The organism is Stutzerimonas nosocomialis (assembly GCF_005876855.1).
Taxonomy (GTDB): Bacteria; Pseudomonadota; Gammaproteobacteria; order Pseudomonadales; family Pseudomonadaceae; genus Stutzerimonas; species Stutzerimonas nosocomialis.
On record NZ_QLAE01000008.1, the window covers coordinates 122,433 to 134,572 of the forward strand.

8 protein-coding genes are annotated in these 12,140 nt (G+C 65.8%); 4 read left to right on the plus strand and 4 right to left on the minus strand.

Annotated elements, in window-relative coordinates; genetic code table 11:
* Positions 1-278: 278 nt before the first annotated feature.
* Positions 279-1,949, minus strand: a complete 1,671-nt coding sequence (gene leuA, locus DN824_RS07295) for a 2-isopropylmalate synthase (protein ID WP_138407685.1) — start codon at positions 1,947-1,949, stop codon at positions 279-281.
* A gap of 317 nt (positions 1,950-2,266) precedes the next feature.
* Here leuA and DN824_RS07300 point away from each other — a divergent pair, with 317 nt between their 5' ends.
* Positions 2,267-2,635 (plus strand): DUF2946 domain-containing protein, encoded by a 369-nt coding sequence (locus DN824_RS07300; RefSeq protein ID WP_138407686.1) that lies wholly within the window; start codon positions 2,267-2,269, stop codon positions 2,633-2,635.
* Between the two features lie 55 nt (positions 2,636-2,690).
* Positions 2,691-4,838, plus strand: a complete 2,148-nt coding sequence (locus DN824_RS07305) for a TonB-dependent copper receptor (protein WP_138407687.1) — start codon at positions 2,691-2,693, stop codon at positions 4,836-4,838.
* Between the two features lie 44 nt (positions 4,839-4,882).
* On the opposite strand, the gene DN824_RS07310 is transcribed toward DN824_RS07305, so the two are convergent.
* The 3 genes from DN824_RS07310 to xseA form a co-directional block, all read right to left on the minus strand.
* On the minus strand, positions 4,883-6,172 hold the full coding sequence (locus DN824_RS07310) for a mechanosensitive ion channel family protein (RefSeq protein ID WP_138407688.1): 1,290 nt from the start codon (positions 6,170-6,172) through the stop codon (positions 4,883-4,885).
* Between the two features lie 199 nt (positions 6,173-6,371).
* Positions 6,372-7,199 (minus strand): M23 family metallopeptidase, encoded by an 828-nt coding sequence (locus DN824_RS07315; RefSeq protein WP_138407689.1) that lies wholly within the window; start codon positions 7,197-7,199, stop codon positions 6,372-6,374.
* A gap of 99 nt (positions 7,200-7,298) precedes the next feature.
* A complete protein-coding gene (xseA, locus tag DN824_RS07320; RefSeq protein ID WP_138407690.1) occupies positions 7,299-8,675 on the minus strand; it encodes an exodeoxyribonuclease VII large subunit in 1,377 nt (458 codons plus the stop codon).
* A 212-nt stretch (positions 8,676-8,887) separates the two neighbouring features.
* On the opposite strand from xseA, the gene guaB reads away from it, so the two are divergent.
* Both guaB and guaA read left to right on the plus strand, forming a co-directional pair.
* Positions 8,888-10,357 (plus strand): IMP dehydrogenase, encoded by a 1,470-nt coding sequence (gene guaB, locus DN824_RS07325; RefSeq protein WP_138407691.1) that lies wholly within the window; start codon positions 8,888-8,890, stop codon positions 10,355-10,357.
* Positions 10,358-10,474: 117 nt separating this feature from the next.
* Positions 10,475-12,055 (plus strand): glutamine-hydrolyzing GMP synthase, encoded by a 1,581-nt coding sequence (guaA, locus tag DN824_RS07330; RefSeq protein WP_138407692.1) that lies wholly within the window; start codon positions 10,475-10,477, stop codon positions 12,053-12,055.
* Positions 12,056-12,140 lie beyond the last annotated feature (85 nt).

A 12,140-nucleotide genomic window follows, 5' to 3' on the forward strand; every position in this document is an offset into this window, starting at 1 on the left:
TAGAGGCAGGATCGAGCAAAAGGAAAAATGGGTACGCTGAGCGGCCCTGATTATGTAGCGATCGGCCGAACTGGACGGCGGATCGATACGGCGTTCGTCGCGGCTGCGCGTTCGCTTGGGCGAGTGTAGCGAGCGGCGTCACCGGCCGACATCGTGGCGCGTTCGCCGCAGTGTGATGGATGTCTCAGAATCGGTGGGCGTGACGGCTGCTTGCGGGCGCAGCGCGGGGAGACCGAGCGGGCCGGACAGGGGTGGGCGCCCCTGTCCGTCTGCCAGGGTCAGGCGGCCTTGGCGCCGGCCTCGCGCAGGGCGCGGTTGAGCGCGCTGAACAGGGCGCGGAAGCTTGCCGTGGTGATGTTCTCGTCGATGCCCACACCGTGCAGCGGGCGCTGGCCATCCAGGCGGATTTCGATGTAGGCCGCGGCCTTGGCATTGGCGCCGGCGCCGATGGCGTGCTCGGAGTAGTCCATGATCTCGACCGCAGCCGGCAGCCCCGCCACCAGGGCTTCCAACGGGCCTTTGCCAATGCCGCGCCAATGCTGCGTCTCGCCGGCGTTGAGCACTTCGACGTCGACCGCGCTGGTGCCGTTTTCTTCCTGCAGGCGATGGCCCTTGAGGGTGTAGGGCACATGGGCCTGCAGGTATTCGCGTTCGAGCAGGCTGTAGATCTGCTCCGCGGTCATTTCCAGGCCCAGTCGGTCGGTTTCCCTCTGCACGACCTGGCTGAATTCGATCTGCATGCGGCGCGGCAGGCTGATGCCGTATTCCTGTTCGAGCAGGAAGGTGATGCCGCCCTTGCCGGACTGGCTGTTGACCCGGATCACCGCCTCGTAGTCGCGGCCGATGTCAGCCGGATCGATCGGCAAGTACGGCACTTCCCAGATCTGGTCGTCCTTCTGCTGGGCGAAGCCCTTGCGGATCGCATCTTGGTGCGAGCCGGAGAACGCCGTGTGGACCAGGTCGCCGACGTAGGGATGGCGCGGGTGAACGGGCAACTGGTTGCATTCCTCGACCACCTTGCGCACCGCGTCGATGTCGGAAAAGTCCAGCTGCGGGTCCACGCCCTGGGTGTAGAGGTTCAACGCCAGGGTGACCAGGTCGACGTTGCCGGTCCGCTCGCCGTTGCCGAACAGGCAGCCTTCGACGCGATCGGCGCCGGCCATCAGGCCGAGTTCGCTGGCCGCGACGCCCGTGCCACGGTCGTTGTGCGTGTGCAGGCTGATGATCACGCTGTCGCGCTTGTCGATGTGGCGACCGAAATACTCTATCTGGTCGGCGTAGACGTTCGGCGTCGCCGCCTCGATGGTCGCGGGCAGGTTCAGGATCAGCTTGCGGGCCGGCGTCGGCTGGAATACGTCGATCACCGCATTGCAGACCTCGACGGCGAAATCGGTCTCGGTGGAGCTGAAGACCTCGGGCGAGTACTCGAAGCGCCAGTCGGTTTCCGGCGCCTGTGCGGCCAGGCGGCTGATGGTCCGGGCGGCATTGACCGCGATCTGCACGACGCCGGCCTTGTCCTGGTTGAAGACGATGCGGCGGAAACTCGGCGCGGTGGCGTTGTAGTAGTGAACGATGGCCTGCCTCGCGCCCTTGAGCGACTCGAAGGTCCGGCTGATCAGGTCGTCGCGCGCCTGGGTGAGCACCTGGATGGTGACGTCGTCCGGGATGTGGCCGCCTTCGATCAGTTCGCGGACGAAGTCGAAGTCCGTTTGCGAGGCGGAGGGGAAGCCCACTTCGATTTCCTTGATGCCCACCTGGACCAGCGTCTTGAAGAAGCGCATCTTCTTGGCCGCATCCATCGGCTCGATCAGCGACTGGTTGCCGTCGCGAAGGTCGGAGCTCAGCCAGATCGGGGCCTGGGTGATCGTCTTCGACGGCCAGGTCCGATCAGGCAGGTGGATGACCGGAAAGGCCCGATATTTTTGCGATGGATTCTTGAGCATGGTCATGGCGTTTTCCCGAGCGTTCCGTGGGCGAGCAGCTGTTCTGCTCGCCTGAATCAATGATTTATGGTGCGAAGTTATTGCTTTCCGGTTGGCTCGTGCAAGAGTCGATAAAAAAATGGTGAATGGTGCCAATATCCTTCCGTAAGCGATAGGACGTGCTGCCAGGCGGGCAAAAACTGAGGCTTGCTTGCTCGGCCCGTATTGCGGCCTCATGTCACGGCGTGACGGTCGAGCGGGTCATGCGATCATTCCGGGACTTGCGCAGGAGCCGCCCGGGTTTGCTGAAGGACGCATAGGTGACAGGTAAACGGCTATCGACGATGAGCATCTGGCTTGGCCTGTTCGCCATGCTGATGATCCATGTCGGTCCGTTGTATTCGGCGTTGCAGGTCGCCCGGACGCCAGCTTCCGCGGTGGTGACCGAGGGGCATCATGCGCATGCGTCGTCCGCGCACGACCAGCATCAGCACCGGCACGCGCCGGCCGGCGAGCCGGCCTGGCTGGCCGCCCTGGAACTCTGTGGCTATTGCGAGCTGCTGACGCTCAACCCGCCGCTCACGCTTTCCCTCGATCTGGCCCTGCCGCGGCACACGCCGGTCGTTTTCCTGCCGTTGCCCGAAAGCCCCCTGCCGCCGGTCCCGCGTCGCAGCAGTGGCCACCCGCGCGCGCCCCCACTTATCCATTGCTGATCCCAGGGCCAGCCACCCGAGCGTGGCTGTACGAAAATCAGAAATGGAATGACCTATGTCCAGCAATACACCTGTCTATCAGGCGCGTTCGTGCCTGGCCGATCGCTTTTCGCTGCAACCGTCCCGCCTGCGCTGGCAGCTCGCCCACGCCGCGCTACTGGGCATGCTCGCCGGCCCTGCGCTGGCGGACGACCATGCCGGCCACCATTCCGGGCACGCCGACGCCCTCGAGCTGACGCCGATGGTCATCACCGGCGTCGCCCAGCAGTCGCCACTGACGGTGGTGACCGACCCGAAGATCCCGCGCCAGCCCGTGCCGGCCAGCGATGCGGCCGATTACCTCAAGACCATCCCCGGGTTCTCCGCCATTCGCAGCGGTGGCAGCAATGGCGACCCCGTGCTGCGCGGGCTGTTTGGTTCGCGTCTGATGTTGCTCACCGACGGCGGCCAGATGATCGGCGCCTGCCCGGGGCGGATGGATGCCCCCAGCTCCTACATTTCCCCGGAAACCTATGATGTGCTGACCGTGACCAAAGGCCCGCAGACGGTGATCTGGGGGCCGGGTGCCTCGGCTGGGGTGGTGCGCTTCGACCGTGAGCCGGAGCGTTTCGGCGAACTCGGGGCGCGTCTGCATGCCAGCGTGCTGGTTGGCTCCAATGGTCGCTTCGACCGGGTGATCGACGGTGCGGTTGGCGATCAGCAGGGCTACCTGCGGGTGATCGGCAACCGCTCGCGTTCGGACGACTACGAAAATGGTGACGGCCGTACCATCCCCTCGCGCTGGGACAAATGGAACGGTGACGTGGCGCTGGGCTGGACGCCGGATGCGGATACGCTGATCGAACTCACCGCCGGTCGTGGCGATGGTGAGGCCCGTTATGGCGGCCGCGGCATGGATGGCTCGCAGTTCGCGCGGGAAAGCCTTGGGTTGCGCATCGAACGCAGCAACCTGGGCGGCGTGCTCGACAAGGTGGAGGCCAAGGTTTACTACAACTACGCCGACCACATCATGGACAACTTCCGCCTGCGCGTACCGGACCCGACCAGCATGATGAGTGGGCCGATGGCGGCGCAGGTCGATCGCCGTACCCTCGGCGCCCGCCTGGCCGCGACCTGGACGTGGGAGGAGGTCGAGCTGATCACGGGAATCGATGCCCAGCGTAGCGAGCACCGCCAGCGCAGCTCCACGGGCGGCATGATGGGGATGCCCTACATCGACGCCGACCGCTACTCCTGGGACAAGGACGCCGTGATGCACAGCTACGGCGCTTTCGCCGAGGCGACCTGGAGCCTGGCCGAGCGTGATCGGCTGATCTTAGGTGCGCGTCTGGATCGCGCCTCGGCCAAGGACTTCCGACCCAGCTTCAGCAGCATGATGGGCATGGGCATGCCGATTCCCAATCCGACCGCCGGCAAGACCCGTGCAGAGACGCTGCCCAGCGGCTTCGTGCGGTACGAGCATGACCTCGATGGCCCGCCGACCACCGTCTATGCCGGTATCGGCCATGTGCAGCGTTTCCCCGATTACTGGGAGCTGTTCTCTGCCGGCCTCAACGGTCCCGCGGGTTCGGATAACGCCTTCGACGGCATCAGGCCGGAAAAGACCACTCAGCTCGATATCGGCATCCAGTACCAGGGCGAAGCCCTGCAGGCCTGGGCTTCGGCCTATGCCGGCCAGATCCGCGACTACATCCTGTTCGACTACCGTGGCATGGGCACCCGTGCCGACAATGTGGACGCGCGCATCATGGGCGGTGAGCTGGGGATGGGCTATGCCTTCACCGACAACTGGAAGGCGGATGCCAGCCTGGCCTACGCCTGGGGCAAGAACAGTTCCGATGGCGAGGCCTTGCCACAGATGCCGCCGCTGGAAGCACGTCTGGGCCTGTCCTATCAGCGTGATGACTGGAGCGTGGGTGCGTTATGGCGCCTGGTCGATGAGCAGAGCCGCATCGCCGAAGGGCGCGGCAACGTGGTGGGCCAGGATCTGGATGACAGCGCCGGCTTCGGCGTGTTCTCGCTCAACAGCGCCTATCAGGTGACCAGGCAGGTCAAGCTCAGTGCCGGTGTCGACAACCTGTTCGACAAGCACTACAGCGAGCACCTGAACCTGGCTGGCGACGCAGGCTTCGGTTTCCCCGCCGACACCCGCATCGACGAGCCCGGCCGCACCTACTGGGCGCGGGTCGATATGAGCTTCTGAGTGGAGCAGCGGTAGCAGGAGCGGGGCACCCCGCTCCTTTCGAATCAGGCGGTTCGATCGGGGCCTGCTTCGAACGGACGTTCCTGCTCATGCGCCAATGCCGGCGCACCGCGCTGCGTGATCGACTCGCCCCAGTGACGCATGTCGGCCCCGCTCGGGTGCTGGAACACGCGCAAACCGAACTCCGGCAGGATCGCCAGCAGGTGGTCGAAGATGTCCGACTGGATCGCCTCGTACTGCGTCCAGGCTACCGTGTTGGTGAAGCAGTAGATTTCCAGCGGCAGCCCGTCGGCGGTCGGGCTCAATTGCCTGACCATCAGCGTCATGCCCTGGTGGATGCCCTGATGGTTGCGCAGGTAATGCTCGACATAGGCCCTGAAGGTGCCGATGTTGGTCACTCGACGGGTATTGACCGGCTCCCGGCCGCGTTCGGCGAGCCTGGCGTTCCAGTCGTCGATCTCCTGGCTCTTGGTGACCAGGTAATCCTCCAGCAGGCTGAAGCGATGCAACCGCTTGCGCTCCTCGGCATCGAGAAAATGCACGCTGTGCTGATCGAGGTACAGGCTGCGCTTGATGCGGCGCCCGCCACTTTGCTGCATGCCGCGCCAGTTCTTGAACGAGTCGCTGATGAATCGCTTGGTCGGGATGTTGGTGATGGTCTTGTCCCAGTTCTGCACCTTCACCGTGTGCAGCGCGATGTCGATGACGTCGCCGTCGGCGTTCAGCTGCGGCATCTCGATCCAGTCGCCGACACGAACGATGTCGTTGGACGAAATCTGCACGCTGGCGACCAGCGACAGGATGGTGTCCTGAAAGATCAGCATCAGCACGGCGGCCATCGCACCCAGGCCGGAGAGCAGGATCAGCGGCGAGCGGTCGATCAGGGTGGCGATGATGAGAATGGTCGCGATCACATACAGCACGATCTTGATGACCTGCAGGTAGCCCTTGATCGGATGCAGGTGGGCGTCCGTGCGACGCTGGTAGACCAGGTTGATGATGTCCAGCAGCGCCCCGAGCGCCAGGGCGATGGTCAGCACGATGAAGCCGCCGCAGACGTTGCGTACGACGGTCACGGCCGCATCGGGCAGGCCTGGCACGGCGGTGACCCCGACCGACAGCACCAGCGCCGGCACGATGTTCGAAAGGCGGCGGATGATGCCGAAATCCTGCAGGCCCGTCTCACGCGTATGGCGAAGGATCCGGTACAGCCCCCGCACCAGGATCCGCTTGACGATCCAGTTGGCCAGCCAGGCGGTCGCGATCAGCGCGACGCAGGCCACCAGGGTCTGAAGTTCGGGGTAGGTCCTGAGCCACTCAAGCCAGGGTGTCATCTGTTCCTGCACGAGATTCTCCATGTCGGTCGAGGGGCACCGGCAGCGCCTCGGTTGTCGGCGGGCCGGCGAAATGTCCGCCCATGGTAGGGGTGCGCTTTCATCCTTTCAAAGGCGATTGCCCAAGGCGTGCCGTTCTGCCGCCGATGGGGCGGGCGGTCCGAATGGCGCGCGTGGGCCGCGGATGCGCCGTTGGCGCCTAGCGTTCGAACTTCCCGATGAAGATCGACGGGTCGACCCGTGCGTCGTTGAGGCTGACGTTCCAGTGCAGGTGCGGGCCGGTGGCGCGGCCGGTGGCGCCGACCTTGCCGACCACGCCACCGCGCGCGATGCGGTCGCCGACCTTCACGTCGATCGCCGAGAGGTGGCAGAACATGCTGATCAGCCCCTGCCCATGGTCGAGAAAGACCGTCTTGCCGTTGAAGAAGTAGTCGCCGACCAGAATCACCTTGCCGTTGGCGGGCGCCTTGATCGGCGTGCCGGTCTTGGCGGAGAAATCCAGGCCGGAATGCGGATTGCGCTCCTCGCCGTTGAAGAACCGGCGCAGGCCGAACGGGCTGGTCAGCGGGCCGTTCACCGGCTTGTCGAACAGCAGATTGCTCGGCTGCGTCTTGCTGAACTGGCGATAGGCGCGGGTCTGCTCGTCCAGTTCCCGCTCGATGCGCTTGAGATCGTCCGGGTTCGGCGTGACCTTGCGCTGATCCTTGAGGGTGATGTGTTGCTCGTGATAATCGCGGCTGCCGACCTGGAACGCGGTGCGTCCCTGCGGCGTGTCGATGAAGTGCTCGCCCGGCTTGGTCTTGAGCGGCAGGCCGACGATCGCGATCCAGCGTTTGCCTTCCTCCTTGACCACCAGCACCGGACGTCCGTCGAAATAGACCGAGGGTGCGCTGCTGTCGGCGTCACCGACGCCGATCACCGCGACGCCGCCGGGAAAGGGCTTGTTCAGCAGGCGGGTGATGAAGCCCTCGGCGTGGGCGGGCAGGGCGAGGAGCAGGGCAAGCGAGAGGGTCAGGGCGCGCAGCATGGGATCATCCGCAATGGGTGAGCGGCTATCCTCGCGCAAAACGGCCCCGACGGGGAAGGACACTGCGTCGCAGCGTGGCTCGCGACGGGTGCTGCCGGTTCACAGCAGGGGCAGCGTGACCGGTTCGAGGTGGTTGTCTTCGACGCGCACCTGGAGCCGGCCCTCTCCGAGCCTGGCCTGCAGCCGCTGCCCGGGATGCGTCTGGCTGGCGCTGCGGATCGCATGGCCGTGCTCGTCGAGCAGGATGCTGTAGCCGCGTCCGAGGGTGGCCAGCGGGCTGACCACGTTGAGCGTCTGGCCCAGGCCTGCGAGGCGCTGGCGGCGGCCCTTGAGCGAGTCGTTCATGGCCCGTGGCAGGCGGTTGGCCAGATGCTCCAGGCGCTGGCGCAGCAAATTCAGCGTGCGCCCCGGGTGCTGGGCGGCCAGTCGCGTCTCCAGGCGTGCGAGCCGCTCGTGTCCGACGCACAGCCGGCGATCGATAGCGCGGGCCAGGCGCTGCTCCAGGTCATCGACGCGCTGGGACTGCTGCAGCAGGCGTTCGCCGGGGTGGCGCAGGCGTCGCGTCAGGCTTTCCAGGCAGGCGGCTTCGCGCTGCAGACGGTCGCGCATGCGCAGCAGCAGGCGTTGACGCAGGCCTTCCAGGCGCTGGCGCAGGTCGGCGCTGTGTGGCGCGAGCAGTTCAGCGGCCGCCGAAGGCGTGGGCGCGCGCACGTCGGCGACGAAGTCGGCGATCGACACATCGGTCTCGTGGCCGACGGCGCTGACGATCGGCGTCACGCAGGCATCGACCGCGCGTGCGACCGCTTCCTCATTGAAGCACCAGAGGTCTTCCAGCGATCCGCCGCCGCGGGCGAGGATCAGTGCGTCGAAACCCTGCGCGTCGGCCAGGGCCAGCGCGCGGACGATCTGCGAGGTGGCCTCGCGCCCCTGCACCGCGGTGGGAATCAGGGTGAGCGCGACCTGGGGCGCCCTCCGGCGAAACACCGAGATGATGTCGCGTATCACCGCGCCGGTGGGCGAGCTGACGATGCCGATGCGTTGCGGGTGAGCGGGCAGGGGCAGCTTGCGTTCGCTGGCGAACAGACCCTCGGCGGCGAGCTTGGTCTTGAGCGCTTCGAACGCCAGGCGCAGCGCGCCATCGCCGGCCGGCTCGACGCTGTCGAGGATCAGCTGGTAATCGCCGCGGCCCTCGAACAGCGAGACCTTGCCGCGTACCCGCACCGCGAGCCCATCGCGCAGGGCCTGGCGCACCCGCAAGGCGTTCTGGCGGAACAGCGCGCAGCGAACCTGGGCCTGGCCGTCCTTGAGGGTGAAATAGACGTGGCCCGACGCCGGCTTGGCCAGGTTGGACAGCTCGCCCTCGACCCAGACCTGGGCGAACACGTCCTCGAGCAGCACGCGGGCGCGCCCGTTGAGTTGGCTGACGGTGAGGACCTCGCGGTCGAGATTCAGGCGCTGGAAGGGATCGTTGAGCATGGGCGCATGATAAGGGAAACCACAGGCCGCGCGCAGCGTCCTCGAGGTCTGCCGGCCGGACGGGGTATCGAGCGCTTTCGGCGCCCTGGCATCGAGCGGGCGAGCCGGCTGTTGCCAGGGCGCCGAAAGCGTGTTCGGAAAACTGCATTGAGGCCGACGGCCCTGCTCGGTATAATGCCGCGCTTCCTTTTTCCCGCCTGGGAGCCCCCGCCATGCTGCGTATCAGCCAAGAAGCCCTGACTTTTGACGATGTTCTCCTGATCCCGGGATATTCCGAGGTCCTGCCGAAGGATGTCAGCCTCAAGACCCGCCTGACCCGTGGCATCGAACTCAACATTCCGCTGGTCTCCGCAGCGATGGACACCGTCACCGAGGCGCGTCTGGCCATCGCCATGGCGCAGGAAGGCGGCATCGGCATCATCCACAAGAACATGAACGTCGAGCAGCAGGCCGCCGAGGTGCGCAAGGTCAAGCGCCACGAAACGGCCATCGTTCATGATCCGGTCACCGTGACACCCGAAACCAAGATCAGCGATCTGCTGCGCAAGGCGCAGGAACTGGGCTTCTCCGGCTTCCCGGTGGTGTCCGGCAAGGAGCTGGTCGGCATCGTCACCGGCCGTGACCTTCGCTTCACGCCGAACACCGGCGATTCCGTCGCGGCGATCATGACGCCCCGCGAAGAGCTGGTCACCGTCGAGGAAGGCACCGGTCTGGAACAGATCAAGGCCAAGCTCTACGAGCACCGCATCGAGAAGATGCTGGTGGTCGACGGCAACTTCCACCTGCGCGGGCTGGTCACCTTCCGCGACATCGAAAAAGCCAAGACCTATCCGCTGGCATCCAAGGACGAGCAGGGCCGCCTGCGCGTCGGCGCGGCGGTCGGAACCGGTGCCGATACCGAAGACCGCGTCGCCGCACTGGCCGCGGCGGGCGTTGACGTGATCGTCGTCGACACCGCCCACGGCCACTCCAAGGGCGTCCTCGACCGCGTTCGCTGGGTCAAGGAAAACTTCCCGCAGGTGCAGGTCATCGGCGGCAACATCGCCACGGCCGAAGCCGCGCTGGACCTGGTGAAGGCCGGCGCCGACGCGGTCAAGGTCGGCATCGGCCCGGGCTCCATCTGCACCACCCGCATCGTCGCCGGTGTCGGCGTTCCGCAGATCTCCGCCATCGCCAATGTCTCCGCGGCGCTGGAAGGCACCGGTGTCCCGATGATCGCCGACGGCGGCATCCGCTTCTCCGGTGACCTGTCCAAGGCCATCGTCGCGGGCGCCAACGCGGTGATGATGGGCTCCATGTTCGCCGGTACCGAAGAGGCGCCGGGCGAGGTCGAGCTGTTCCAGGGGCGCTCCTACAAGGCCTACCGCGGCATGGGTTCGCTCGGCGCGATGTCCCAGGCGCAGGGTTCCTCCGATCGTTATTTCCAGGACTCTTCCGCCGGTGCCGAGAAGCTGGTTCCCGAGGGCATCGAAGGTCGCGTGCCTTACAAGGGCGCTCTGTCGGCGATCATTCACCAGCTGATGGGCGGCCTGCGGGCCTCCATGGGCTACACCGGCAGCGCCACCATCGACGACATGCGTACCCGTCCTCAGTTCGTCCGCATCACTGGCGCCGGCATGGCCGAGTCTCACGTGCATGACGTGCAGATCACCAAGGAAGCGCCGAACTACCGGGTCGGTTGATCTAGCCTAAGCCAACAGCGGCTGGAAGCTGGAAGCTGGAAGCCTGAAGTCGAGACTTCGGGCCTCTGCTTCCAGCTTCTGGCTTTCAGCTTCAAGCTCTTTCCGAAGGAAAGCTCCATGTCCCAGCAAGACATTCACGCTCACCGCATCCTGATTCTGGATTTCGGTTCCCAGTACACCCAGCTGATCGCCCGCCGCGTGCGCGAAATCGGCGTGTATTGCGAGCTGCATCCGTTCGACATGAGCGACGAGGACATCCGTGCGTTCAACCCGCGCGGGATCATCCTCGCCGGCGGTCCGGAGTCCGTCCATGAGGCCAACAGCCCGCGCGCGCGGCAGGCGGTGTTCGACCTCGGGGTCCCGCTGTTCGGCATCTGCTACGGCATGCAGACCATGTCCGAACAGCTCGGCGGACGTGTGCAGGGCTCGGATGTGCGTGAATTCGGTTATGCCCGCGTCGATCTGGTCGGCAAGTCGCGCCTGTTCGACGGTATCGAAGACCACATGGACGACGACGGCATGTTCGGCCTCGACGTGTGGATGAGCCACGGCGACAAGGTCACCGACATCCCGGCAGGCTTCCACATCCTGGCCAGCACCCCGAGCTGCCCGATCGCCGCGATGGGCGACGACGAGCGCGGCTACTACGGCGTGCAGTTCCACCCGGAAGTGACCCATACGCGCCAGGGCGGGCGCATCCTGTCGCGCTTCATTCTCGAGATCTGCGGCTGCGAAGCCTTGTGGACGCCGTCCAACATCGTCGACGATGCCGTGCGCCAGGTGCGCGAGCAGGTCGGCAGCGACAACGTGCTGCTGGGGCTCTCCGGCGGCGTGGACTCGTCGGTCGTCGCCGCGCTGCTGCACAAGGCCATCGGCGATCAGCTGACCTGCGTATTCGTCGACAACGGCCTGCTGCGCCTGCACGAGGGCGACCAGGTGATGGCCATGTTCGCCGAGAACATGGGCGTCAAGGTGATCCGCGCCGATGCCGAAGCCCAGTTCCTGAACAACCTCGAAGGCGAGGCGGACCCGGAAAAGAAGCGCAAGATCATCGGCCGCACCTTCATCGACGTGTTCGATGCCGAGGCGAGCAAGCTGCACAACATCAAGTACCTGGCCCAGGGCACCATCTACCCCGACGTCATCGAGTCGGCCGGTGCCAAGAGCGGCAAGGCCCACGTGATCAAGTCGCACCACAACGTCGGCGGCCTGCCGGAGGAGATGAACCTCAAGCTGGTCGAGCCGCTGCGCGAGCTGTTCAAGGACGAGGTGCGCAAGATCGGCCTCGAACTGGGCCTGCCCTACGACATGGTCTACCGCCACCCCTTCCCGGGCCCGGGCCTGGGCGTGCGGATCCTCGGCGAAGTGAAGAAGGAATACGCGGACCTGCTGCGCCGCGCCGACGACATCTTCATCAGCGAGCTGCGCAAGGCGGACTGGTACCACAAGGTGAGCCAGGCGTTCGTGGTGTTCCAGCCGGTGAAATCCGTCGGCGTGGTGGGCGATGGCCGCCGCTACGCCTGGGTCGTCGCGCTGCGCGCGGTCGAGACCATCGACTTCATGACCGCACGCTGGGCACATCTGCCGTACGAGCTGCTGGAAAAGGTCTCCAACCGCATCATCAACGAGATCGAAGGCATCTCGCGCGTCACCTACGACGTCTCGAGCAAGCCGCCGGCAACGATCGAGTGGGAGTGACCCCGTCACTCAACAGGTCGCCCTCCAGGGGCGGCCTGCCTGCTTGAGGGCCACGGGCCCTCTCCGGCATCGCCGTGGCGATGCC